General features: G+C 68.8%; 24 protein-coding genes. 10 read left to right on the top strand and 14 right to left on the bottom strand.

The annotated features are described in order from the left end of the window. Window positions 1–35 precede the first annotated feature (35 nt). The 4 genes from U9979_RS00765 (at window position 36) to U9979_RS00750 (ending at window position 4,028) form a co-directional block, all read left to right on the top strand. The gene (locus U9979_RS00765; RefSeq protein WP_322777834.1) at window positions 36–833 is read left to right on the top strand and encodes a hypothetical protein; all 798 of its coding nucleotides are present in this window, start codon (window positions 36–38) and stop codon (window positions 831–833) included. A 140-nt stretch (window positions 834–973) separates the two neighbouring features. Continuing rightward, window positions 974–1,726, top strand: coding sequence for a L,D-transpeptidase (locus U9979_RS00760; protein ID WP_322777833.1), 753 nt, complete (start codon window positions 974–976; stop codon window positions 1,724–1,726). A gap of 245 nt (window positions 1,727–1,971) precedes the next feature. After that, window positions 1,972–2,733 (top strand): hypothetical protein, encoded by a 762-nt coding sequence (locus U9979_RS00755; protein WP_322777832.1) that lies wholly within the window; start codon window positions 1,972–1,974, stop codon window positions 2,731–2,733. A 347-nt stretch (window positions 2,734–3,080) separates the two neighbouring features. Further along, window positions 3,081–4,028, top strand: a complete 948-nt coding sequence (locus U9979_RS00750) for a mechanosensitive ion channel family protein (protein WP_322777831.1) — start codon at window positions 3,081–3,083, stop codon at window positions 4,026–4,028. Window positions 4,029–4,404: 376 nt separating this feature from the next. On the opposite strand, the gene U9979_RS00745 is transcribed toward U9979_RS00750, so the two are convergent. After that, a complete protein-coding gene (locus U9979_RS00745) occupies window positions 4,405–4,833 on the bottom strand; it encodes a hypothetical protein (protein ID WP_322777830.1) in 429 nt (142 codons plus the stop codon). Between the two features lie 272 nt (window positions 4,834–5,105). Here U9979_RS00745 and U9979_RS00740 point away from each other — a divergent pair, with 272 nt between their 5' ends. Beyond that, a complete protein-coding gene (locus tag U9979_RS00740; RefSeq protein ID WP_322777829.1) occupies window positions 5,106–6,155 on the top strand; it encodes an alpha/beta hydrolase family esterase in 1,050 nt (349 codons plus the stop codon). Window positions 6,156–6,190: 35 nt separating this feature from the next. Here the strand turns inward: U9979_RS00740 and U9979_RS00735 are convergent, their stop codons facing one another. The 6 genes from U9979_RS00735 to U9979_RS00710 all read right to left on the bottom strand — a co-directional run bounded on the left by U9979_RS00735 (window position 6,191) and on the right by U9979_RS00710 (window position 11,834). Continuing rightward, window positions 6,191–6,991, bottom strand: a complete 801-nt coding sequence (locus tag U9979_RS00735; RefSeq protein ID WP_322777828.1) for a hypothetical protein — start codon at window positions 6,989–6,991, stop codon at window positions 6,191–6,193. Window positions 6,992–8,611: 1,620 nt separating this feature from the next. Beyond that, on the bottom strand, window positions 8,612–9,049 hold the full coding sequence (locus U9979_RS00730) for a DUF3180 domain-containing protein (RefSeq protein ID WP_322748939.1): 438 nt from the start codon (window positions 9,047–9,049) through the stop codon (window positions 8,612–8,614). Beyond that, window positions 9,046–9,546, bottom strand: a complete 501-nt coding sequence (folK, locus tag U9979_RS00725) for a 2-amino-4-hydroxy-6-hydroxymethyldihydropteridine diphosphokinase (RefSeq protein WP_322777827.1) — start codon at window positions 9,544–9,546, stop codon at window positions 9,046–9,048. The genes U9979_RS00730 and folK overlap by 4 nt, the downstream gene beginning before the upstream one ends. After that, window positions 9,543–9,965: a dihydroneopterin aldolase gene (gene folB / locus U9979_RS00720; protein ID WP_322748937.1), complete on the bottom strand. Its 423-nt coding sequence runs from the start codon at window positions 9,963–9,965 to the stop codon at window positions 9,543–9,545. The genes folK and folB overlap by 4 nt, the downstream gene beginning before the upstream one ends. After that, a complete protein-coding gene (gene folP, locus U9979_RS00715) occupies window positions 9,962–10,903 on the bottom strand; it encodes a dihydropteroate synthase (RefSeq protein WP_322777826.1) in 942 nt (313 codons plus the stop codon). Before folP ends, folB begins: the two co-directional genes overlap by 4 nt. A 13-nt stretch (window positions 10,904–10,916) precedes the next feature. After that, complete coding sequence (locus U9979_RS00710) at window positions 10,917–11,834, bottom strand: GNAT family N-acetyltransferase (RefSeq protein ID WP_322777825.1); 918 nt, start codon at window positions 11,832–11,834, stop codon at window positions 10,917–10,919. 519 nt (window positions 11,835–12,353) lie between these two features. Here U9979_RS00710 and U9979_RS00705 point away from each other — a divergent pair. Continuing rightward, the gene (locus U9979_RS00705) at window positions 12,354–12,521 is read left to right on the top strand and encodes a hypothetical protein (RefSeq protein ID WP_322748934.1); all 168 of its coding nucleotides are present in this window, start codon (window positions 12,354–12,356) and stop codon (window positions 12,519–12,521) included. 335 nt (window positions 12,522–12,856) lie between these two features. Here the strand turns inward: U9979_RS00705 and U9979_RS00700 are convergent, their stop codons facing one another. Further along, window positions 12,857–13,195: a hypothetical protein gene (locus U9979_RS00700; protein ID WP_322777824.1), complete on the bottom strand. Its 339-nt coding sequence runs from the start codon at window positions 13,193–13,195 to the stop codon at window positions 12,857–12,859. Between the two features lie 702 nt (window positions 13,196–13,897). On the opposite strand from U9979_RS00700, the gene U9979_RS00695 reads away from it, so the two are divergent. After that, window positions 13,898–14,713 carry a phosphatase PAP2 family protein gene (locus U9979_RS00695; RefSeq protein ID WP_322777823.1) on the top strand — a complete coding sequence of 272 codons (816 nt, stop codon included), beginning with the start codon at window positions 13,898–13,900 and terminating at the stop codon, window positions 14,711–14,713. Window positions 14,714–14,953: 240 nt separating this feature from the next. Here the strand turns inward: U9979_RS00695 and U9979_RS00690 are convergent, their stop codons facing one another. The 4 genes from U9979_RS00690 to U9979_RS00675 all read right to left on the bottom strand — a co-directional run bounded on the left by U9979_RS00690 (window position 14,954) and on the right by U9979_RS00675 (window position 18,582). Further along, window positions 14,954–16,045: an aminoglycoside phosphotransferase family protein gene (locus U9979_RS00690; RefSeq protein WP_322777822.1), complete on the bottom strand. Its 1,092-nt coding sequence runs from the start codon at window positions 16,043–16,045 to the stop codon at window positions 14,954–14,956. 226 nt (window positions 16,046–16,271) lie between these two features. Further along, the gene (locus U9979_RS00685; protein WP_322777849.1) at window positions 16,272–17,477 is read right to left on the bottom strand and encodes a hypothetical protein; all 1,206 of its coding nucleotides are present in this window, start codon (window positions 17,475–17,477) and stop codon (window positions 16,272–16,274) included. A gap of 468 nt (window positions 17,478–17,945) precedes the next feature. Next, window positions 17,946–18,137, bottom strand: a complete 192-nt coding sequence (locus tag U9979_RS00680) for a hypothetical protein (protein ID WP_322777821.1) — start codon at window positions 18,135–18,137, stop codon at window positions 17,946–17,948. 274 nt (window positions 18,138–18,411) lie between these two features. Further along, a complete protein-coding gene (locus tag U9979_RS00675) occupies window positions 18,412–18,582 on the bottom strand; it encodes a hypothetical protein (protein ID WP_322777820.1) in 171 nt (56 codons plus the stop codon). 179 nt (window positions 18,583–18,761) lie between these two features. Between U9979_RS00675 and larB the strand changes: the two genes are divergently transcribed. From larB to U9979_RS00660, 3 genes are all read left to right on the top strand, one after another. Further along, on the top strand, window positions 18,762–19,643 hold the full coding sequence (larB, locus tag U9979_RS00670) for a nickel pincer cofactor biosynthesis protein LarB (RefSeq protein ID WP_322777819.1): 882 nt from the start codon (window positions 18,762–18,764) through the stop codon (window positions 19,641–19,643). 260 nt (window positions 19,644–19,903) lie between these two features. Beyond that, the gene (gene larC / locus U9979_RS00665) at window positions 19,904–21,343 is read left to right on the top strand and encodes a nickel pincer cofactor biosynthesis protein LarC (RefSeq protein ID WP_322748927.1); all 1,440 of its coding nucleotides are present in this window, start codon (window positions 19,904–19,906) and stop codon (window positions 21,341–21,343) included. Between the two features lie 83 nt (window positions 21,344–21,426). Continuing rightward, on the top strand, window positions 21,427–23,415 hold the full coding sequence (locus tag U9979_RS00660; RefSeq protein WP_322777818.1) for an AAA family ATPase: 1,989 nt from the start codon (window positions 21,427–21,429) through the stop codon (window positions 23,413–23,415). An 18-nt stretch (window positions 23,416–23,433) separates the two neighbouring features. On the opposite strand, the gene U9979_RS00655 is transcribed toward U9979_RS00660, so the two are convergent. Further along, a complete protein-coding gene (locus tag U9979_RS00655) occupies window positions 23,434–24,729 on the bottom strand; it encodes a geranylgeranyl reductase family protein (RefSeq protein WP_322777817.1) in 1,296 nt (431 codons plus the stop codon). Window positions 24,730–24,742: 13 nt separating this feature from the next. After that, on the bottom strand, window positions 24,743–25,155 hold a 413-nt coding region (locus U9979_RS00650; RefSeq protein WP_322777816.1), incomplete at its 5' end, for a DUF5926 family protein.

Below are 25,155 nucleotides of genomic sequence, written 5' to 3'. Positions count from 1 at the left end.
AGCCAGCCCACCTGACGTCTGAGGGGACACACACAATGCGTTTGGGCAGGACGCGACTGGCTCTGGCCTGCGTAATCGGCTCGATAACCGTCGGGCTGGCCGCGCCTGCGGCCTGGGCGACAAACGACACCGACGCAGCGAACACAACGCCCGCAGCCACCGCAACTGCTGGCGCGCCGGCACCGGCCGGACCGGATGCGGTTGACACCGCTACGCCGGTCCCGACGCCGCCGGCCGGGTCGGTAGGGAGTGCGACGCCCGCGGTACCGCCGCAGGGCCAAGATGCACTGCCGTCCCAGCCACCGGTGACCAAGCGGCCGGGTGGCGTGTCCCTTCCGTCGGGCCTTCCGTCGCTTCCCGGAATGCCGCTGACCGACCTGGACAAACGACTTGTCGATCTCGCTCCCTGGCTGCCGGATGACGTGTCCCTGGCTGACCTGGTGCCCCAGCCGCTGGTGGTCAGCTTCACCTGCGGCCCGAAGGGCCCTGCCTGGACGCTCAAGAACACCGCCGCCAAGGCATACGGCTTTGCGTGGATCGACACCAACGTCAACTACAACTTCGGTGCGATCGGGGCCGGCAAGACCATCTCGCTGGATTCGTCGGCCGATGCCGTGATCGCGGGCGCAGTCGACGTGGAGACCGGAGACGTCGTGCTGGCGATCCCGGCCTTCGCCATCGCGCACTGCGCGACCACCACCACGGCGTCCCCCACCGCGACCTCGACGAGCGGCGCGGGTGGCGGCGGGACCGTGCCGGTGTCGACGACGACCGCGCCGGTAGCAGCCCCGGCAACGGCTGTCGTCACCGACAAGGTTCACTACACGGGATGACCTCCTCAGCTCTGATCGGACGCCGTCGCCCCGGATCCGGGCCGACGGCGTCCGCCATATCGGTTTCCACCGATCACCGTCCAACCGATCACCGTCCAACCGATCATTGTCCAACCGACCACCGTCCAACCGGCAGGCGCATGAAGATCGCGCTGATCGTCGTCGTCGTCGGCATGGTTGCCTTGACCGGCTGCGGCGGAGGGGGCTCGAAGGCCCAGGCACAGGCGTCCGCGACAGCCCTTCCGGATCCGGTGAGCAGCCAGCTCGCGGCCGTGACCGCCGTCAACGCCGACGGGATGAACACGGTCGTGACCGCGACCGGCGCGGTGGTGGACATCTACAAGACCCCCACGGCGAAAACCGCGTCCTCCCAACTGCACAGCCCGAACCCGGCAGGTGCTCCGCGGGTGTTCCTGGTGGTGGCGAAACTCCCGAACTGGTGGCACGTCCTGCTGCCGGTGGAGCCCAACGGCAGCACCGGCTGGGTGAAGGCGTCCCAGGTGAAGGCCAGCCTTACGAGCTACCACATCGTGGTTGCCCGCAAGGACCACCGCCTGCGGGTCTATGACCGGACCACGGTCGTCGTGGACGAGCCCATCGCCGTGGGCACAACTGACACCCCGACGCCCGGCGGTCACTTCTACCTGACCGAGTTGCTACAGCCACGCAACCCGGCCGGCGCCTACGGTCCGTACGCCTTCGGGCTCAGCGGGTTCTCCACCACCCTCGACTCCTTCGACGGGCAGGCCCCGGTGATCGGTATCCACGGAACGAACCAGCCCAACCTGATCGGGCAGGATGTCAGCCACGGCTGCATCCGGGTTCGCAACGATGTCATCACCAGGCTCGCGAAAATGCTCCCGCTGGGTACCCCGGTGGAAATCGCGGTCTGATCCACTGCTGCTGGCACCGCTGCTGGCACCGCTGCTGGCACCGCTGCCGCGAACGATGTGGATCCAGCGCTGTTCCGACAGCACCGGATTCACATCGTTCGGAGGCCTTCGACGTAACCGATGCATACTGGACCAACCGGTGGGCGCTCAGGCCAGCGGTGAAGCGATCATGGATTTTCGCGCTGTCGGAGACCATGGCAACGGCCGAACCGAACCCACGGCGGCATCCAGGGGGTACACAGGTGATGGGGACGTTGCTGGCGGCGCGGCGCGGGCGGGTCCAGGCCCTCGGCCTCGGTCTGGTCTGCGTCCTGCTGGGGCTCGCAACCAGCTCCTGCGGAGGCGGAAAAGTCCCTGGTCCGGCCGCGGTGGGAACCGATCCCGTGCCCCCGACTCAGGAGGCGGCCGCCCGTACGTCGCTGCACGCCGACGACTATGTGCTGACCGAGGGGCCGGAGACGACCGGTTTCGGGGCCAATACGTCGCTGGACAACCGTGGCGCGCTGTCGGTCGCCGCGATGACCAGTTTCGCCTCGTGCATGGGTGAATCCAGCGCCGGGTCGAAGGTGGAGCCGCTGGACTCGGCCAAGGGACCGTACTTCACCACGAGTGACAGCCAGGTCTTCATGGGATCCGTGGCGGCGGTCTATCCAGCCAACGTGATTGCGGGTGCCGTTCGAGTCGCCGCCGAGTCATCCTTCCCGTCCTGCGTCGGCCAGCTGCTCCAACGCGAGTACGCCAAGGCCGCTGACCTGCCCGCCAGCAGCACGTTCACGGTTGGGGCAGCGTCAGCCCGCAAGCCGCCCCCCGGCGTCAGCGCACTGACCAGGGTGAAGGCGACCATGACTCTGGACGGGCCGCCGATACCGATGACCTTCGATCTGATGTTCGTGTTCCACGGCCAGGTCCAGAGCTCCTTCGTCGTCGGCCGCGTGTTCGACGACCCCGACCAGGCCGTGGTGAACCGGGTCGCACGGCAGATCGTCCGGAAGATCGCCAGTCAGTAGTCAGTTCATGATCGTCAGATACTCCCCCGCCAGGCGGCGGTCTGCGAACAATCATGTGACACCCACGCCATGCGCATCCACGGACGGACTACACGAACGCTACTTTCCGCGCCCGTGTGGCAACATGGTGCGATCGTTACCGATGAGGTGTGCTGTTTCGGTGCGTGCGGTGGGCAACCGGTAACGATCGGTAGACAGCGATCGTCAGGTGACAATGCGCCCACACGCACGAGTGACCAGTGCACGAGTGACCAGCGCACGAGTGACCAGCGCACGACCGACCAGGGCAGGACCGACCGGTGCGCAACCGACCTGGGGCACGACCGTCGCGATGAGAGTGGGGACTATTGGCACCGCAGGCCGCCGGGTGGAATGAGGGCTTATCGGATGTATGGTCATATTTTGCCCAGATCGTGCCAAAAATCGGGGCGTTCGCGTTCATCATGTTCGCTGGCGGCCTGGCCGTCCGCGCCGTCATCAGAATCATCAACCATCTCCTTGACCGCGCCGGCGCCGACAACCTGCTCGACCGGGGTGGGCTCACCCGCGCGCTCCGCCGGCCCGCCCACGAGCTGCGCGTCGGCGTGTTACGGCTGGTGTTCGCCGTTGCACTCCTTGCGCTCTTCCAGTTGGCCCTCGGCCTGTTCGGCACGAACCCCGTCAGCGACCTCGTCCGCGACCTCACCATCCTGCTCGCGCACGCGATTCTCGCCTGTGCGGTGCTCGTACTCGGCGTCACCCTTGCATCGGCCGCCCGCGCCTTCGTCGGCGAGGCGCTGACCGGCCTTCACTACGCGAACACCGCAGCGACCACCACAACCGTGCTCATAATGATCGGATTTGGCAAGGCAGCCCTCGACGAACTCGGACTTGCCACCGCAGTGACAACCCCGATGCTCTACGCCCTGCTCACGACGGTCACCGGGGTGACGGTGGTCGGGGTGGGTGGTGGCCTGATTCGTCCGATGCAACGCCGCTGGGAGGAGGTTCTACGCCGTGGTGGCCCGGAGCTGACGACCGCCAGGTCCACCTGGCGGGACAACCGGGCTCGTGCCGCCGCCGAGGAGCCGGTGGTCGTCCCGGTGAGCGACCTCGTCAGCGCCCCGGCCGGTGACCCGGTCGGTGATCTGGCCGGTGACCCGGTCGGTGATCTGGTCGGTGATCTGGTGGCGGCGGGTCACGGCAACGGCGGGCAGACGGCGGACCCTGCGGATCCGATCCCCGAGCACGAACGGGACACGTCCACGGCAACCGGCGGATCAGGCCTCGACCCCGAGCCGGGGCAACCGTCGTGACAACCTGGCCGCAGGAGAACCTGACCTCGTAACGACATGACTTCGTAAAGATATGACATGGCAGTCACAGCTGGAACGATGCTCACACTCGGCAATCACGAACACCACGCCATCAGACCCAAGGACCACCCAAACCATCCGAGATCCCCACGACGCACCCATGCTCCTTGTGCGAACTGACGCACGCGAGGGATGTGGGTGAGGCACTCTGGGTACGACGGAGTGTCGCGACCAACGGCGGCGCCGGTCCCGTCGCTCCGCCATGCGGCGCGCTGGATTCGGCCTGCCGGACGGCCTGGGTCCCCAGGCCGTCCGCGGCCGCAGGCCACCTGCGCGGAGCGCGGGAAGCGGGGGAGACATTTCGGTGGACATGCCATCAGACCTGGAGCGCTCCCGGTTGCTCCTTGTCTGGCTGCAGGCCCGTCGCGCGGTCGACCGCTGCCTGTCGGACCTTCTCGCCGCCGGACCAGCCGGTGAGCGTCGTGTCCGCGAGCAGCTCGAACTGGTCGACAACCTGGAGAACCGCGCTCAGGAGGCGTTTGTCCGCTATCGGCGCGCCGCCGCCGCGATCAGCCCGCGGCCAGAGCGTCCTGATGAGGCAGCCGCGTCGGATACAGCCGACCTGACAGATGCAGGTGATGTCGAGGTAGCTGATATAGCCGGCATGGCCGATGTCATCGATATTACCGATATCACCGATCCGGTAGACCGGACCGGCCCGACCGACCGACCCCGTCTCGGCGTGGTCAGGACAGACGGGCACGGGCCCGGCACTGACATCGTCCGGAGTCGAACGAAAGATCACATGTCGGCGTCCACCCCAATGCCTGCGGCCACAACCCCAACGCCCGCCACAACCCCAACGACACTGCAGACACCGTCGGGATGCGGCCTGGGTAGCCAGGGCGCGGCACCGGAGTCAGGCGTCTTTTCGGCCCTGCCCGGATCCACCACGGGTCCCGCACCACACACCGGCCGGGATGGCGAGACGAGCGTCATCCGTGGCCTTCGCAGTCCACGAGGAGATCAACACCGACACCGATGACAGGCCCGTCTGGCGGGCGGGACAAAATCCGAGTGGTGCCATCCTCGCGTCGCCGCACCATGCTCAGCCTCATCACCGGGTTCGTACTTGTCCTGACCTGGTACCTGGCGGGGTGCGCCACCGTGAGCCGGTCTCACCGGACGCCGATCACGCCCGTGGCTGGCGCCGCCACCCCGACGATCGGACCGGACGCCTACGAACGGTCAGGGCGAACGCCGCAGCTGCGCCTCACCCTGCCGCCGGCCACATCCCCGCGGCCCTTTCCGCTCGTCGTCGCGCTGCACAGCCTTGCGAACGACGGTCGCGAGCCCCAGGCGAAGTGGGGCATCGATGCCCTGGCCGCCAGTGCCGGCGTCGCCGTGGCCTATCCCGATGGTCTGGACAAATCGTGGGACGCCGGCACCTGCTGCGGGCAGGCCGCCGCCGAGCATGTCGACGACGTCGGATGGCTGCGGGCCCTCATCTCCCATCTCGAACAGCACTATCCCATCGACCGTCACCGGGTGATTCTGGTCGGCTTCTCCAACGGTGGGATGCTCGCGTACCGCTACGCGTGTGAGCACCCGTCCGAAATCGCCGGCATCGCCGTGGTGGCAGCCAGTCGGCAGATCACAGGCTGCACACCGGCGGCCCCGATCGGTGTGGTGGCCGTGCACGGACAGCTCGATGAACGCGTTCCCTACGAAGGCACCGCCTGGTCCGATGTGCTGGGGGCATCGCTCACATCGGTCGAGGACAGCCTGAAGCCGTTCCGGGCCAGAGCCGGCTGCCCTTCGCCCCCGCAACCGGACGACAGCGTCAGAACCGACGCCGACGGGGTACCGACCGAGGATGCGGCCGGTGGCCAGGCCACGCCCACGCCCACAGCCCCCGCCACAGCCGCATCCCCGGCCGGCGGCCATTACTCGGCGACAAGAAAGGAGACGAGCTGCTCGTCCGACCAGCGGGTCGTGGAGTTCCTGCTTCCCGGTGTCGCCCATGGCTGGCCACCCAGCAGCGGTCCGGCACAGTTCAACACCGCAGAGGTGCTCTGGCGGCTGCTCGCGCCAATGCGGTCGCACCGAGCCGGACCCAACCTCTGAAACGCGTCGGTCAGGCCGGGGTGGACCGGCGTCGGTCAGGCCGGGGTGAACGACGCCCGCAAGCTCGCCATCAGGGTCGTCGCGGTGTCCGCCTGTGCCGATGACGACCGGGCGATCAGGACATAGACCGCGTCCCCGGCCGACAGTGCCCGCATCACGTAGGTGACTCGTTGCCCCTCGCGCAGGTAGGAGCCGACCAGCTCCTGGCTCGGTGCGGCGGTCGTGTCCGTGACCTGTCCGGACCTCTCCTGGGTGAACCCAGGCTGAGTGGCGAACTCGGAGTCCTGGACGGCCTTGAGCGCCGCCCGCTGATCCGTAGCCGCGACACGCGCGACTCCGATCATCCGAGGCCCGCCCGTCGCCGTCCCGGATCCCGATGCTGTTCCAGATCCCGATGCTGTTCCCGCCGGGGCCTCGATGAAAAAGACGGCGGTGTTGTCTCTGCGTTGATTCCACCCCGGCGGATGAGAGAACTTCGCCCGCTGCTTCGCGTCGGTGACGGCGACCCAGTCAGCCGGTACCGTCACGGGGGCCGTTGTGGTGCCCGGGCCAGCGGCGGGGCTTGCTGATGCCGACGGCCCCGCCGCGGCGGCCGTGCCGCTCGGCGCGGTGGCCGGCCGGGCCGCGGTGGCGGCCTTACCGGGATTGATCTTCTGCCAGACGAACCCGGCGCCACCCCCGACGGCGAAGGCGACCGCGAGAATCACCACCGCGTACAGCAGGCGCCGCAGCAGTGGCGTGCCTGCGACGGCGTTGCGGGGCTGTGCCCGGTGCGAACCGGTGTCCTCAATCGAGGATGGCGCGCTGCCATGGTCATCCCGACGTCGGCCACGCACGCGTTCGGACCGACCGCGGCCAGCCTGGTCGGGCGTGACCGAGCTCGCGGATCGCTCCGTCCTGACGGGCCGGTCCGCTCGGTCCGCTCGATCCGCTCGATCCGCGCCCGGACGTCGGGCGCCGGTGCCGGCAGCGTCGGCGCGTGCTCGGGTGGTACGCGGCGGGGCGACTCCCTTCGGCCGGTCGGTAGCCTCGGTGGTCTCACGGGTCTCACGGGGGCGCCGTACACCGCCTGTACCGGCAGATCCGTCGTCCATCCCCGATTCCCGCACCGAGGCCCCCGCCGCAGCCCCCGCCGATCCCCTGGGGGGCGTCGAATCCGCGGGATGGCGTGGCATCGGCCCCGTGGACCCAGCGGATGGCTGTCCCCCGGCGCGGCCCTGGTAAGCCTGCTGCGCGGGGGGACGTCCGCCCACAGTCGTGGTATCCACATCGGGCGACGCGATCGGCGCGGCCCCGTTGCGCGGCATGTTCCCGCCACGGGCTTGCGGGTACCCCGGCCCGAAGTCCGCCGGCGGCTGTCCCGCGCCTAGGCCACCGGACCGGTAGCCCCCGGTGTCGGGTGGATAGGGCCGACCCTGGGGATGCCGGTCCCCGTGCTGGGGGTGGGACACCGCGGTCTGGTGCGGACCGGAAGTTGGCCCTGGCCCTGGCCCGCCAGGCCCGCCAGGCCCGCCTGGCCGTGGCGGCGCGGAACGGTAGGCCGGCGCGCCGCCACGGGAACCGGGATCGACCGGTGGTGGCCCTGAGGGCGCGGCCTGTGGGGCGTATCGGGTGTTCTCACCGTAGACGTCGGTCGGCGATCGACCGGCCGGCGGGTATCCGGGCGCGACCGGACCGTGGCCACGGGGCGCCGCCTCGGCGCGGTAACCGGCGTCGTTGCCGGGGCCAGCCGTCCGATCATTGCGAACGTATTCAGCCCGTGGCGCAGCGCCGTTGCCCGGGTGGGGACCAGGCGCGCGCGAGTCCGGCGCCGGATATCCGCCAGCCGGTGGGTAGGGATCCTGGGCCGGGGGCCTGTCCGGCCGCGGACGGGAACCGGCATCCCGATACGAACCAGGGTTCTGATATTGACCGGAATCCTGATATTGACCGGAGCCCTGGTACGGACCCTGGTACCGGTCCTGGTACCGGTCCTGGTTCGGGTCCTGGTTGCGGTGCGGCTCCTGGTTGCGGTGCGGGCCCGGGGGATAGCCGTCCCGACGGTCGGGAACCGCATGTGCCGGGGCCGCGCTTCCATCGGGGTATGCCGGCGATTCCGGCGTGCCGTCCACGGCCCCTGGTCGACGCGGATTCGCTGCATCAGACCGTCGCACGCCGTCCGCCACCGACTGACCTCCCATCGCGGTCCGCACCAACCAAACGTCCCCATCGGTGTATCACGGCGTTGCGCTCGCGTTGCGCGCGCCCAGTTGACAACCACCAGAGTAAGAGATCCCGGCCGCGAGGGTTCCAGCGCATGTTGCGAAAGCCATCTGTCCAGCTCACAAGGCCCGGGCGCCGGTCCGCACGATTGAAGATCTGCCGCCCACTTAGTGGTCGGCGCCGGAGGTCGGGGTTCCTGCCGGATTGGCGAAGCCGATCTGGGAGGTCCGTCGGGGGGTGTCGGCGCCGCCCACTTAGGATTTGGGGACTCGACAGACACGCTCAAGCAACAGCCCGCCGACGACGAGCACCGCAGCGGCTCCGATTCCCAGACCGGCGGTGATCGTATCCGTGCCAGCGGTGAGGAACTCGTCCGAGCGTGGCAGCACGTAACCGAATACCGACGCCCACGCCCCCGCCAGCGCCGCACCGGCGAGGCTGCTGGCCTTGGCCATGGCCGCCAGCCGGGCGACGGTCAGCGGCAGGATCGGCCTCGTCCCCGGCCGCCCCTGCAACCGACGCCGGGTGATCGACGCGGTCTGCGCCTCCACCAATCCGACGATCACCAGCGACAGCGGTGCCGTGTGTGGGAATCGCGGTAGATTCTGATAATTGAAGATCATGAAAACGTAGGTGAACGCACCGGCCACCACAGCCGCCGCCACCAGGTCACGCGCCCGGGTCGGCTTCACCGGCGCAGACTCCACGGCGTTCGGTGGACCCCGGAGGCATCCAGCCCGACCACCAGATCGGCTACCCGACCATGACCGGGCAGCACCGCGTCCGGATCGACGTCCAGCCATGGGACGCAGACGAACGCACGGGTGTGGGCACGCGGATGTGGGATGAGGATCTCCGGATCGTCACTGACCAGCTCGCCGCAGGCGATGACGTCGACATCCAGGGAACGCGGCCCCCACCGTACCGTCCGCACCCGCGATGCAGCCCCCTCGGCCGACCGCACGGCCGCCAGCAGGGCCCGCGCCGGCGCCGCGGGGACCAACACGACCGCGTTGAGATAATTGTCCTGGTCGGGTCCTCCGACGGGCGTGGTCTCGTACACCTCAGACATCGCCAGGGCGCGCAGCGCACGGACGGCGGCACGAAGCCGCGCAAGGCGGTCACCCAGGTTCGAGCCCAGCGCGAGAACCGCGGTCGGCGGCCCCGGCTGCGGTATCGGCCCGGTCACGCGGGCTGGTCCCGGGTCACGGTGACCGCGACGTCGGTGAACGGCAGTGGGATCGGCGCCGCGGGCTTGTGCACGGTCACCTGGACCCGGGCAACGCGGTGGTCGGCCAGACACGCGGTAGCCAGCCGGTGCGCAAGCGTCTCGATCAGATCCACCGGTTCGCCGGCCACGATCCCGGCCAGGGTCCGGGCCAGCGTCCCGTAGTCGACGGTGGCGGTGATGTCGTCGGTCCTGGCCGCCGGCCGGGTATCCACCCACAGAACGGCGTCCACGATGAACTCCTGACCCAGCGCGCGTTCGGCCGGCAGGACGCCATGGCAGCCGTGGACCCGCAGGCCGGTGAGGGCGATCCGGTCCGGCGCGGCGGCCAGCGGACCGTCGGCCCCGGGCCATCCCGCTCCCGGTGGTCCACCGGTCATGCCGCACCCGCCGGTGGACGTCCGGGCCCGCCCGGGTCAGAGCCGCCGGCTGCGGACCGGGTGCGCGCATCGCGCGGCTGCCAGGGGGCGCGGGCGCCCTGCCATGCCTGCACGACCCGGACGGCGTCCGCCGCCGCCCGCACCGCATGCACCCGTACCGCCCAGACCCCGGTGGCCGCCAGTAGCGCCGTTGTCGCCTGGGTGGCGTCGTCGCGGTCAGCTGCCGGCCGGGACCGACCGTCGGCGTCCGCGAGCAGGCTGCCGAGAAACGACTTGCGCGACGTACCGACCAGCAGGGGCTGGTCCAGCGCGGCAAAGGCGCCCATGTGCGCGAGCAGGGCCCAGTTGTGCCTGGCCTTCTTCGCGAAGCCGATCCCCGGATCGATGATCACATTTTCCGGCGCGACACCGGCTGCGACTACGGCTCCAAGGCGCTCACGCAGCTCGGCCACGACCTCGGACACGACGTCACCGTAGACCGCCCGCGTGGACATGTTCGCACTCGCACCCCTGGCATGCATCAATACGTAGGGAACGCCCCGCTCGGCGGCGAGCGTCAGCAAATCGCGGTCGGCCGCGCCCGACACGTCATTTATGATCGCAGCACCGGCTGCCAGCGCGGCCTCGGCGACCGTCCGGCGAGTCGTGTCCACGCTGACGGCGACCCCTGCCGCGGCCAGCTCGGTCACAACCGGCAGCACCCTGCGCAGTTCCTCGTCCGGATCGACCCGGGCCGCACCCGGTCGGGTCGACTCACCGCCGACGTCAATGATGTCGGCGCCGTCGGCGGCCATCGCCAGCCCGGCCCGGACCGCTGCAGCGGCGGTCGAATAGGTACCCCCGTCGGAGAACGAATCCGGGGTCGCGTTGATCACGCCCATCACGCGGGTCCGGCCCACCGGCTCCAAGAGACTGTGACTGGCCTGCTCGGGCGTCATGGCTCCTCGATGATCAGCGTGGGGACACATCCGGACCGCCGACAGGATGATGATGTCGTCGGTAGGAGTACCGATAGACGGGTCGGAACCCGAGCGCGCCGTACAGCCGGCGGGCCGCGGCGCTGGTCTGTTCCACCTGCAGGTAGGCGCGCGACGCACCCGCGTCGGCAGCCCAGGTGACAAGCCCGGCAAGGACGGCACGCGCCGCCCCCCTACCGCGCGCGCCCGGTACGGTCGCCATGCTGTAGACGCCGAGCCAGTCTCCGTCGAGGACCCCGCGGCCGACCGCGACCGGCACACCGTCGGCCACACACATGGCGTATTTCGCCGCCACCGTGAGATTCGCCAACACCTTGAGGGTGCCGGTGCGCTGGTCGGCAAAGGTTGACAGGACCCGCCCGGCAACGTCGAGCCAGGTGTCGGCGATGCCATCGAACATGATCGTTTCGGCGAGCGCGGCGGTGTCCAGCCGTTCGGCAAGGTCCGCCAGATCGGCGGTGCAGACATCGGTAGGACCTGTGTCGTCGAACCCGGCCGCGTCCAGCGCCTGGTGGATGCCGGCCGGCACTGACACCGGGGTGATCTGGATTGTCGGGCGAAGCCCTGCCGCGGCGTAGAAGCCGCGGACCTCGTCGAGCGCGACAGTAAGATCAGAGACGTCTCCACGAGCCCAGACCGAGTTGCCGCGCCGCGAAGAGCCAGCCGACGCCCGCAGCACCCAACCACCGACGTGGCGCTCACGCAACGGGGGCCACGCACGATGGGCAAGGCCCTCCAACTCACGACTGAGGGCTACATCGACCTGATCGCCGACACCCGGCGCCGCCAGCGCATCACGTCCGGGGCTGCTTGCGGCAGGCTCGGCAACCCCGCCCTGCCGGCCGGCTGCCGTCCGCCGACTGCCGCCCGAAGACGGACCCGCACTGACCACACGTCTGAGGCTACCGGCCTGTGAACGACACTTTCTCGCTCGCCTCTCGCCGCTCGCCGCTCGCCTCTCGCCGCCGCACCCGACGCGGTGACACCCGACGCGGTGGCATCCGACGCCACGGATGCGCAACGGCGGTGGATTGATACCCTCGGAGAGCGTCACGGGAAGCAATGGGGATGCACCGGCCAGCACATCATGTACAAATAGCGCAATCAGCCCGCAGGCATCCACCGGACCGCGGGCGATCTGACTACTGGGCGCAAACTTTGTTACCTCGCCGTAACGACCATTCAACCCGACGGGAACACCGCAGCTCTACCGTTTTTTACGGTAACGTCAGTTGTACCACTGCCCGACAAAGGAGCCGGGCTCCTCCCTGAAGGGCATGGAACGAAAAGTGATGGTGAACCCGCCACGCGGTGCCGTTTTGGCAGGTGTATCCGGTGAGGCGACCCAGCCACACGAGGTGCTGGTCAAATGGACGTCGCTTCACGACTGTGAGTCGTTGAAAGGCCGCCCATGAGCAGACTGGTCACACTCGTCGCCGCTGTCGACGCCCAGCCTACGCTGGAACAGACGGATTCAATTCTTGCCGAGCTGGGTCAAATGCCCCGTAATCCCATTGTCACGGGTCTGATCGATGCCTTGCTGGAGTACCGGACACTCCTGGTGAGCCTGACACCATGATCTTCATGTCGACGAAGATCATGCATGCCGCCGGCCGTGCGAAAAAGGCATGATCGCACGGCCTTTGGCCAGATACCGACGATCCGGCATGCCGCCGGCCGTGCGAAAAAGACATGATCGCACGGCCTTTGGCCAACTTGGAAAGTATGCTGGTACCTGAACCAGTCAGGTGGTCTCCTGATACTTGGTGGTGAGACCACCTGACTGGTCCATATTTCGCGCGAAGACAATCTCGCGCAGTCATGGCACCTGGCCGGCGGCCGTGCGATCATCGCTTCGCACGCCGCCGCGGGTGTCAGGACAGGTGGCGGTGTATCACCGCCACGACGGCGGGACTAGCGGCCGAACGGCTGGCCCTGCTGGCCCTGCTGCCCCTGCTGCCCCTGCTGGCCCTGCTGGCCAAAGCCGCCCTGGCCGCCGCCCTGCTGCTGGCCGCCGAACTGGCCGCCGACACCAGCGCCCGCGCCGACGAGCTCCTGCAGCCGGGTCTCGACGTAGCGCTCGCTGTGGTGAGTCTTGTCCGCGATCCGCTGAACGAGATCGTTGACGTCACGAGCCGCGTCGAGGTCCGCGGTGCCGACCTGTCCGAATTCATCGAGAAGTCGGTACCGGATCTGCTGCCAGTTCTGCCGCAGCTGCTGTTCGATTTGCTGCTGCTGCTGCTGCTGTGCCATCACGTTTTTTCCTCTCGCCGGGACTGACCGAACAAGAAGTGACCCTACTCCACTGGACGCTCACCCGGTCAACCCCGCCGGATAACTTCGTCCGTGTAATTTCGAAAAGTCTCCTTATCGCAAAATGAGGTCATGCCGCAAAAAGAGAAGTAATACTGAGGGAACGGGCACGTATCATCTGGTCCATAGAACTCGCCGCCGTCGGCCGGGAAGGCACCGATATATCCGGCGGCAGGCCTCCATCGGGCCACCGAGCGACGCCGGACGGCCACTTTCGGCACGCGCGACACGGTCCCACCGATGGATTCCGGGTCTGGTGACGGCGGGTGCGCCCGCCCGCGACTGCGCTATTCTGACCGACCCGGTGCCCGGGATTTCGACCCGGCGGCGACCGCGACAACGATAGTCGACGAATTCTCATGGGAGCCGCGGCAACTCTTTTCTCCCGCCCGGACCGTCGCCTTTCGAGTCGACGACGAAGCAGAAAAACGCCAACGGGGAGAAGGCCTGCATGAATCGGTGTACCCATGCTTTCGGCGCGCTCGGGTACATGATTTTCCGGCTCATAGAACCTGTTCTTGTTCTTAGCACGCCCAGCAATAGGCACGCGGCGTCGCGGGGCCGGCCCCGCGGCCTACCCGGGTCGGCACCCAGGCCGTCTGGTTGGGCTTCCCTCGCCCGGCGGGACGAGACTGGGACGTCATGGGAACCCGACAGCCCTCGACGGGGAAGGGTGATGATCCACGGGCCAGGCCTCGGCCGCGGCTGTCAGCAGGGCTGTCGGCATCGGACCCGCCGACCCGTCCGCGATCGCCAGCTGCTGCGCGAGCCTGGTGGATCGCAGGGACCTGCGCGGGGCTGTTCGTCGTAGTCACGATCGTGGTAAAGGCCCGCTGGGCGCCCCTTGCCCACGCGGACACCGACACGGCCGCGGACCTCAACGCCGTCGTGGCCACCCGGGGTTGGCTGATCGACGCCGCCGATGTCCTGAGCATCCTGATCGCCCCGTTCATCCTGAGAGTGGCCACCCTGGCCGTTGTGGTGGCATTGTGGACTCGAGCGCGCCCCGGGCGGGGTGGAAACGCCCGTGGTCTCGGCCGGCTCGATCCAGCCGGCCTCCGCTGGCTGACCCTGTTCATCGCAATCACCGTCGGGATCGGCGGAATCATCGGCAGTGCCGTCAAGGTACTGGTCAATCGGGCCCGCCCGTCCGTCGCGGCGCCGGTCGCCACAGCCCACGGGACGAGCTTCCCGTCCGGGCATGTGGTCGGAGTGACCGTCGCGGTGCTGGTGGGGCTGACCGCGCTGGCCGCGGTCCACGGGCGACGGCCACCGGTCGTCGTCGCAGCACCGACAGTGTTGATCATCGTGGCGGTCGGAGGTGCGCGTCTCGCCCTCGGTGTGCACTATCTGTCGGATGTCATCGGCGGCTGCCTGCTCGCGGTCGCCTGGACAGCGACCATGATTGCCGTATTCACCCGACGCATCTTCGAAGGATCTTCTTCGGACCTGTCTTAGAACCAGCTCCAATGGTCACCCTGTCGACGGTGCCGATCCCGCTGGACAAGGCCGACCAGCTCAACGACTCCGATATCGAACCCAATCTCCACACCGCCCGGACACGACTGCCAACGGTGTTCCGATACGATGGCAACATCAGCCGCCAGATTCACATCCCGAACAGGACGACGGACCCTGTTCAATCGCGGGGAACAGCGGAAATCCTGGCTCGAAGAACTATCAGAAAACTGATAGGAGTCAGGAATACGGCAGCCAGCGGACGCTTTCGTCCGCATAGCGCAGGCTCGCCAGGCGGACGGCGAACTGCGCTGCCACCCGCGGATTGCTCGCAAGAATCGGCACAACGCTGGTCACCAGCTTCAGTTCCCGCAGGGCCCGCAGGACCTCAAATCCCGACCAACGCGTCACATCGAAGCCGTACTCCGACGCAAGCACCGCGTGCTGTTCCGGCGGGTAACCGAAGCGCAGCTGCCCGACAGCCACCGGGATCAGGTCCCATTCGGTGGGTCCGTAGCAGGCGGAATCGAAGTCGCACATGACCACCCGTCCGTCGTGGCATCTGATCAGGTTGCCGAGATGGGCGTCGCCGTGGACGATACCCGCCGGGAGGTCGTACGTGACACCCTCGAGGGCGGCTTGGAGCCGGTCGGCCATCCGCCGGAGAAACGCGAGGTCAGCGTCGGTGAGGCCCTCCGCATCGGCAAGACGCCTGCGAACGTCGTCCAGCGGGTCCCATGGGGGTAACGCGGTGTCGGGTTGTGGTAGCGCGTGGATCCGCTGTAGAACTACAGCGAGATCGGATGCGGCCGGAGGGTCGCCGTTCACCACCCGTTCACCCGTGGTGGAGGCACGTGAAGCCGATACGTGCGCTGTCGAGCCGAGTGCTGAGGCGCCGAGTGCTGTCGAACCGCGTGTGGTGGCGGCGTGTGTGGTTGGCCCTCGAACGCCCAGCAGGGGCTGGTTCTCCTGAAAGTGGCGACCGGGCGGCTCGACCAGTCGCGGCTCGGCCTGAGCGTCAATCCACAATGTGGCCACGACGCTACCGAGGAGCAGCGGTGCCGGCAGACCCGGCGCAAGGCGCACCGCCGGCACTTCGTGTCGAGCCAGCCAGCGAGCGACTTGGACAACCTTGTGCGCGCGGTGCGCCATCGCCTGCGACCCGCAGATCCGGATGACCAGCCTGGCCCGCGGCAACCGGAACACCGCGTTGGCGGTAATCTTGATGACCTCGGCATCCCGGTCGTCCAACCCGACCGCCGCGCACATCTCGCGGAGAATCGACCATGCGTTCGCCACGGTGAAGCGACCATCGCACCCCGTGACTGCCATCCGACATCGCTCCGATCCTCATTCAACCCGGAGCGTCGTCAGGCGAGTTCCTCCGAACGTACCCACCTCGCTCCGCGCCCTTCCGTGTCCTCATGACACACGGTCAGTGCTGCTGGTTCGTCATGCACGTTCAGCGACGGGCTCCACCGCTGGCCGATATCCACGGCTCTGAACGTCTACGGCTCTGAACGTCTACGGCCCTGACACGTCTACGGCCCTGACACGTCTACGGCCCTGACGTCCATGACGATGCCTTTTCGCCCTCCCGCTGCCAGTCGCGTACGAACGCCGCCAGCTCCCGCACGGCGCGGACATCACCGTGTGTTCGGGTTATCGCCAGCAACTCATCGGCCCGATTCGACGCCGACGCCACCGTGCGTCCCCAGGAGATAGTGATCGCCTCGGTGGCGAGCGCGCAAACCCGGTCAAGCTCGAGCCGTCCCTGGCGGACCAGGGCCAATGCAAGATCCAGCCTGATCACCGAACGGAAACCCGGGGTGTTCATCGCGTCAAGCCGGGGCATGGCGATCTGTGCATGTTCCTCTGCGGCACGGGGCCGGCCAAGCAGGCACAACGCCGTGGTCGCGTTGTAGGAGACCTCCACCGGATGGAAGGTGTCAAAGCCCGGACCGGGAGATCCCCATTGTTCCACGGGAATCATGTCAGCAAGATCGTAGGCAGTATCCAGCGCCAGTGCGGCGCCACGGACGTCGCCGAGGGCCGCGAGTGCGCGGGCCTCCTGACAGACCAGGCGCGCCCGTACCGGACCGCCACTGACGTGGCGCAGCCCGTCCCGCGCGAGCTGCAGGGCAACCGCCGGACGCCCGCCGTAGAACTCGGCCACCGCCGCGATCTCACGGGCCGATCCCTGCAGAGGTCCGTCACCCGCCCACTGCCCGTCGGCGTATCCCTGGGCGGCCAGGGCTCGTGCCGCATCGGGCTCGCCCAGTTTGAACGCCGCATCAGCGTGCAGAACGGCAAGCCGACCAGCGATGATCCGCAACCGACGGGCGTCCGAGGCCTGCAGGGAACCGCGGGCCAGCCGGCCCAGACCGGAGCGTAGACGAACGGCCTGTGTCGCCACCTGCGCGGGCGCCGTGTACTCGTGCGCGCGCAGCAAAGCGGCCAACCGCTCCTCGGCATGTGCAAGCGCAACCTGAAACGGCGTTGCACCACGCCCATCCACCACGTCCGCAAGCTGCCCATCGGTGAGGAAAACGCCGACGACGGTTGCCCCCGCATAGAGGTGAAACTGCCGCCGATCGGGCAGCGCCGATGTCCCGGCGATCGACATCGTGGGGATGTCGCGACGGTCGGCCCCCGTTACGGCGGGGCCGGCTTCGCCCGGCGACGACATCGGGGCGGGCAGGACATAGGAGTCCGGATGATCGTCTGGGGGGGTACGGGCGGCCGGAATCGACGCGGCCGGCATATCGGGCGGGCCTGGCTGGCCTACCTCCGCAGCCGCCGGCCAGAGGCTGGCCGAGCAAGCTGACGGGGACAGTTCGTCAGCGTGGGACATGACTACGCGCTCCCTGTGTCCTGTCGGCAAGGCCACAATGTGGCACTTTCCGTACCGATATGATCTCGTTCAGCAGCAAGAATGTGACTCAAGGTAACTCATGCGAAGCGCGTCGCGGGATGCGCCAAGGGGAGAGAGCACGCTCAGACCACGACAGGCACGGAGAGTTTGCGGGTCGGCTCACGACGACCTGAGTTACCCCCGGCGGTATCGCGCTCGCAACGCAACCGTTGGACCGAATTCTTCAGGCGCGGGCGACGCTCCCACGCAGACCGGAAAGCCAGGCCGCCGCGTTGCGGAAAGCATCGTCCGACGTGCTGGACCGCATGATTCGGAGCCTGTCCATCCGCACTCGGTCAGCTGCCGAGAAATCGGACCTCAGCGCAGATACGGTGCAGCGCCGAACGCGCCGGCCAGTGCGGCGTCGACCTGACGGACCGCGCCAAGAACGGCCGCTACGTTCGGTAATGGGTCGAGATCGACTTCATGAACGATCAGCAGAGTGAGCAACGCCGCATCGGAGAACGTGTCAGGAGGCCCGAGACAGGCCAGCCGGGTCGGTGAACTCATGCCCACGGCATCCCATCAAGGGTGGGTCTGATCGCGCGGGCCGGCGCAATCACCGCAGCGGGAGCGACCCGGACCGGATCAGCGCGTCTCACCTTGACGATCCTACGGCGTCGTGACGGACCGCATTGAAGGACCCCGATTCCAACCAGTCATCTACCGTCCGAATTATGATGAGCTGGACAGCCTAACTCCCCGTATCGTCACGCAGCGCACGCGACACCCCCCGACACGGTCCAGATCCCGCTGAAAGCTCGCCCGGGACACCGTTCACCTCTTACCCACCGTGGCGGTGCTGGGCTGTGTAGAGGTCCCACAGTCGGTAGAGGTCGTCGTCGGCCGTCCCCGTCCACACCCGGCCGACGACGTTCTCCACGTCGATCAGCCAGATGGTGTCGTCGTCCCACCATCGCGGAGCCCATGCCTGGTCACCGAACCAGGCCGGCAACCAGGTCGGATCGACCGGCGCATCGGCATTCCACCGGCCGAACAGCCAGCGCGCCCACGCTCGTCCCCTCCTTATACGGAGCCGTATACGGCCGATCTATTGCGGCACGTGCGTGCTATGTGGGCGGGTGGAACGTGAACCTGATTCCTTCCTGCACCAGGCAGCATAGGGTCGGGGGAATGGACACGGCCGATGTGCGGCTCCTGCTGGACGCCGTGGCCGCCGGCGCGGTCAGTCCGGACGAAGCCCTGAGCCGCCTCACCGCCGGCCCGCTCGGCGACGGCACCGGCTGGACCGACCTGGGGTACGCCCGTGTCGACACCCACCGCGGCCTGCGCACCGGCGACGCGGAAGTCGTCTACGCCGCCGGCAAGACGCCGGCACAAACGGTCGGCATCGTCGCCGAGCTGCGGCGGGTGGCCGGCCCCGGCCATCCGACGCTGGTCACCCGCGCGGACGCGGCCACCGTCGCGGCGCTGCTCCTCCAGTGGCCCGAGGAGCTGACCACGTCCAGTCCGCCTGCCCCGGGTCCGGGTCCAGGTCCGGGTCCGGGTCCGGAGTCCGGGCCTTCCACCCGGCTGTCCACGGTCGTCGTCGGCCCACTACCACCGGCCCGGGGGCGGGTCGTCGTCGTTTGCGCGGGGACGTCGGACGCGCCGGTCGCCACTGAGGCCGCGCTGACCGCCCGCGCATCCGGAGCGGGCGTTGAGACGATCACGGACGTGGGGGTCGCCGGGCTGCACCGGGTGCTCGCGGTCCGCGACATCCTCGCCGCCGCGGATTGTCTGGTCGTCATCGCCGGCATGGAAGGTGCCCTGCCAAGCGTCGTCGGTGGGCTCGTTGGTACGCCGGTGGTCGCGGTCCCCACCAGCATCGGTTACGGCGCTTCCTTTGGCGGGCTTGCCGCTCTGCTCGGGATGCTCACATCCTGCGCACCCGGCATCGTTGTCTGCAATATCGACAACGGCTTCGGAGCGGGAATCTTCGCCGCCCGCATCGCCCGCCGAACAGCGCCCATATCCGCACCCGCGGCACCCGCGGATCGTCCGCCGATGGGGTAGGTCATTTGGGCCGTAATAGCGACGATTTCCACCTACTGGACTGCCCGCGGACACCCGGGCGTTAGGTAGTTTTCGTTGCTATAGCGACCGTTTTGACCTACCGCTTCGCTACCGTCGGCCGCGATCGGCTGCAGGGGGCCGGGGCAGGGCGGGTCCGGGGCGCGTTCCGGCGACCCCGACCACCGGACGACAGTGGACGGGTGGACGACAGTGGACGGGTGACTGACGCCGGAACGCACCAAGCCAACAGCGCAACAGCGATGCCGACCGGACCGACCGGGTCTTCGCCGCCCCGCCCGGCACGGGTCGGGTGGCTCGACCTGTCCAGCGGGGCGAGCGGGGACATGCTGCTTGGCGCAGTGAGCGGGGCGCTCGCAGGCACAGGTCAGCGGGCCGACGTGATCGCCGACGCGGTCGATGCGCTTGGACTTCCAGTCCGCCTGGATGTCACCGTGACCCGCCGGGCCGGCATTGCCGCCACTCGCGTCCACGTCACCACCAATGATGTGATCAGCAGTGGCGGTACGACGCATCCGGACGGACTGCAGAGGATCGGGGCACCCGGCGGTGAGCATCTCCGCCGTACCTGGGCGGACATCCGCCTGCTACTTGCCGGCGCACCGCTCGCCGCGACGGTCCGCGAGCGTGCCCTGGCCACCTTCGCGACGCTCGCCGAGGCTGAGGCGACCGTTCACGGAATCCGCGCCGACGACGTGCACTTTCACGAGGTCGGCGCGCTGGACGCGCTCGCCGACGTGGTCGGCGTCTGCGCGGGGCTGGACGCGCTCGGCCTGGACCAGCTGGTCGCGTCCCCGATGGCGCTCGGCGGCGGCTCGGCCCGTACCGGACACGGTGTCCTGCCGATCCCCGGCCCTGCCGTCCTGGAACTCCTGCGGGCAAGCGGAATGCCGGCTCACGGTGGTCCCGTGGACCTGGAGCTGTGCACACCGACCGGAGCGGCGCTGGTGGCGACCCACGTGGGCGCCTATGGCCAGCTACCGGCGATGCGGGTGGAGTCGGTCGGTGTCGGCGCCGGCCAGCGCGACATCCCGGGCCGGCCCAACGTCGTCCGGCTGGTCGTCGGGGCCGCGCCACCCGCCGGGATGTCGGCCCACGGCGCATCAGAACGAGAGCAGTCGGTGTCCGCATACGCCGCCGCTCGCATCCCCCCGGCAACCGATGAACTACTGGTCGAAACCAACGTCGACGACCTCGACCCGCGGGCCTGGCCGGAGATTCTGGCGGCGCTGCTGGCGGTAGGGGCGTCCGATGCCTGGCTGACGCCCATTCTGATGAAGAAGGGACGACCTGCGCACACGCTCTCCGTGCTGGTGGCGCCAGCGCGCGCGGACCCGGTCCGACAGATGATTTTTTTCCACACCCCCACCCTCGGTCTGCGCGAGACGCCCGTACACAAGCGGGCGCTTGACCGCACTTTCCGCCCGGTGAACGTCAGCGGCGAAACCATCGCCGTGAAGATCGGCATGCTCCCGGACGGCCAGGTGGTCACCGTGCAACCCGAGTGGGACGACGTGCGACGCGCCGCCGTCCGGCTGGACCGGCCGACCCGCTGGGTCCTGGCTGCCGCAGCGGCACTCGCCTCGGAAACATCATGGGCGCCGGATACGGACAGAACATACTTTACCCATCCCGGCCAGGGCACAGATGATGACAAGGTCGAGCCCGGCATGCAATCCTGAATCGCCGCGGTGGGCCGCCCTGGACGGACAGGTGGCGTCGAGCCCTGAACCGGTATCCGGCGAGGCCGTGACTGAGCGGGAGCATGAACGGAGACATCGACATCGACGCCCGAACGGACATGCCTGACGCCGATCGCGCTCCGGCGGAAGATCGCGGCGCACGCCAGTCGATGCAGTCGCCGGCACCTTCCCATCTTCCGCCGAGCTCGACCGAGCCGAACAACGACGACCCGTATTCCTCGTTCCAGGCCTGGCCCGCTCAGTTCCCACCACCGGTGCCACCGCCCGGTGGTGAGCGCACATTCGACCCGCTGACGAGCTCCTGGCCGGGCGCTTCGGGTGAACCGCCGGCCGTGCCACCGATCGCCCGGCCGTGGACCGAAAGGTCGACCTACGACCCGCTGTTCGACCGCGACCCGTTTCCCGGCGGTTACCGGGGTCCTGGCGGCTACCCAAGCCACGTCGCGCCGATTCCGCCCCCGCCGTCCGAACCTCGACTGTCCGCCACTCCACTGCGGCACGAGGAACGCCCGAGCACCGACCAGAACGGCAACGGACGCACCACCGCACCGCAGGCAGGATCCGCACCGGGCCTCCAGCGGTCCGGCTCCGAAGGCGCCACGCTCCGGCCGGCACCGCTTTACCCGGACGACTCCTACCCGCCGGCGTTCGACTCCACCGATCCGCTCGGGGTCTCCGCCGACGTCGCGGACACCGCGTTCGAGGTACCGCCACGCCCGCCGGTCTCGGCGGACTACCCGCCACCGCCACCGCCACCACTGCAACCGTCACCCCAACCGTCGCCGCCGCAACTGCAACCGTCACCCCAACCGTCGCCGCTGCAACTGCCGCCGGCGGCCGAGCAGGCGCCGGGTTCGTCCACGGCACCGATCGCAACGGCGCCCGCCCCGGACCTGCCGCCCTACCGGAACAGCGGTCGTGCGGATGAGGGACAGCTCGGCGGTCCGCGTCCCGGCGCACCGCAACCGCCGGTGCCGTACCCGGGTGGCTCCTACCCGGATAATCCCTACCCCAGCACCGAGTACCCGGCGCCAGCACCGGAGATCCGGCCGTCCGGCCACGACGGGGCAGCCGACGTCACCCGTGCGCCCGGCAGACTCATGACCAGCGCGCTGCTGCCCACCCAGCCGGACACCGCGTCCGGAGGCTGGCGAAAACTGGTCTTCAGGGCGTCCGGAGGAGCGATCAATCCTGGGCCGTCCGCCGACGAGGCCCGCCATCGGCGCCTGGTCGCGCACATCCGCACCCCCTTGTACGACTGCCACCGGGTCGCAGTCATGTCGCTCAAGGGCGGTGTCGGCAAGACCACCACGACCGTGGCCCTCGGGTCGACCCTGGCGAGTCTGCGTGGGGACCGCGTGGTGGCGATCGACGCGAACCCCGACCGCGGGACGCTCGGTGCCAAGGTACCGCGAACAACCACGAACACCGTGCGCGATCTACTCGACAATGCAGCCTCGCTACACCGTTATGTGGACGTTCGTCGGTACCTGTCACAGGCCGACAGCCGCCTGGAGGTGCTCGCGTCCGCGAACGATCCCGAGATCTCGCAGGCGTTCGCCGACACCGACTACCTCGCTGTCGACGACATCCTGCAGCGGCACTACTCGATCCTGCTGACCGACTGCGGCACCGGGATTCTGCACAGCGCCATGCCCGCGGTCCTCAAACTCGCCGACACACTGGTGATTGTCAGCAGTTCCAGCGCGGATGGCGGTTCGTCGGCCAGTGCCACGCTGGACTGGCTGGACGCACACGGGTACGCCGCCCAGGTGCGAGAGGCGGTGACGGTCATCTCGACATTCCCGGTGAATGGCGAGTCGGTGGATATGAACACGCTCGAACAGCATTTCGCCGCCCGTACCCGGCGAGTCGTTCAGGTACCCTACGATCCCCATCTCGCCATCGGCGGACGTATCACGTTGGAAGGGCTGAGAAAAGCGACGAGGCAGGCGTTTCTCGAAATCGCCGGTGCCGTCGCCGAACGGTTCGGTTCTCCCCTGACAGACGGGGATCCCGAGCGTTTCGGCGGGTTACCACCCGGGGTTTAGAGCCTGTCCGGGCACCACTCAGCGGGCCAGGGCGCCGGTCACGGCCCGGACGCCGGGGCGCCGCAGCTGCCTGGCCACTGTCGTACGGCCGTCCACGATCCGCCCGAACAGTCCGAAGGTACCGGGCATGCAGGTCAGCAACGCGTGCAGCAGCCCGGGATGGTGTGCATAAACCGCCTGTAGCTTGCGGCCGGCGTCCATTTCGGGGCCGAGCACCGCTTCAATGCGCCTGGGGTACTCCGCGAGCGCGGACAGATCACCGACAGCGGCTCGGGCCGCGGCCTCCCCCGCGAGACGCCCCGAGCGCAATGCGAACGAGATCCCCTCGCGCGTCCACGGGTCGAGCAGACCCGCCGCGTCGCCGGCGACCAGCACCCTGCCCCGGCGCAGTGGCGAACCCGCGGCCCGTACCCTCGTCAGATGCCCGGAGTCGTGCAACGGTGTCACCGAACCCAGACCGAGCCGGCGCACCAGATCGCCGTAGTAGGAACGCAGCGCATCGCCGTCTGCCCGCGAACCGATCACACCGACGGTGAGCACCTCGCTCTTTGGGAACAGCCAGGCGTATGAACCGGGGACCGGACCCCAGTCGAGCAGCATCCGGCCGCCCCAGCGCCGTGCGGTCGGTGCGCTCACCGGGAACTCACCTTCCAAGCCGACGTCCACTTGGTCACACCGGACGCCGACGTGGGCGCCCGTCCGCCCGGACGCGCCATCTGCGCCGACGACGACCCGGGCGCGTATCTCCCGCCCGCCCCGCACCGTCACCACGACGCAACCATCCCGCGTCTGCCTGATCTCCGTGCTCCCCCTGCTCTCCCTGACCCCCCTAACCGCCGTGACCGCCGTGGCCGCCTGGACCTCGTTGCTGTCCGGTCCGCCCGGTCCGGGGACTGGTCCGGCGGTCGGTCCGGTTACTTCGCGCAGGCCGGTGACGTGGACTCCGGTCCGCAGGCCCGCACCGGCAGCGCAGGCCGAGTGCACCAGCGCCCGGTCGAACTCCGAGCGCATCACCATTGACAGCATCGGTCGGCCTGGCCGGCGCCTGGTCCGCGCCAGCCGGCCGTCCAGGGACACGGTGAGCTGGTCGATGCTCGCGTGGACCAGGCCCGAAAGGTCGATACCGGCATGGTCGACCGCCAGACCGACCAGGCCGCCGCCACAGGTCTTGTACCTGGGCAGCTCGGCCCGTTCAAGCATGCAGACGGTGACACCGGCCCGGGCCGCCGCCCGAGCTGCGCTTGCTCCCGCCGGACCGGCGCCGATCACGACCACATCGAACATCTCGCCCGGAGCGTCCGACCGGCCAGCCATGTCTACCGGCATATCAGCGCAGGGTGAGGGTCCGGCCCACGACGCCGGCACGCATCCGGCGTTGCGACGCATCCAGCGGAGTCCGGTCGGCAACCGCACGCTCCAACCGGGCACGCAGCTCCGTCGCCGGTTCCTCGCAGCTGTCCGCGTCAGCGCCCGGCGCGAGGTCCCAGACCGGAACGACCAGACCGTCCGCCCGGAAGGAGCCGACGAAACGGGACCCGACACCGACCGTAAGATCACCAGCGACGGCCAGCCGCGCGAGGGCGTCGAGCAGGGGTTCCTCGTCGTACGCCTGAACCCACCGCAGGTGCGTCCGCTCCCCCGGACTGCACCAGTAGGCCGCGTCGACCGAGGTCAACCGGACGGTCGGAACGACGGCCGCGTTCGCCCGATCCAAGGCGGCGGCGACCTCCGGAGCGGGAC

The sequence above is a fragment of the Protofrankia sp. Cas4 genome, assembly GCF_963555915.1.
GTDB lineage: Bacteria > Actinomycetota > Actinomycetes > Frankiales > Frankiaceae > Protofrankia.
This window is presented reverse-complemented; position numbering and strand designations above follow the sequence as displayed.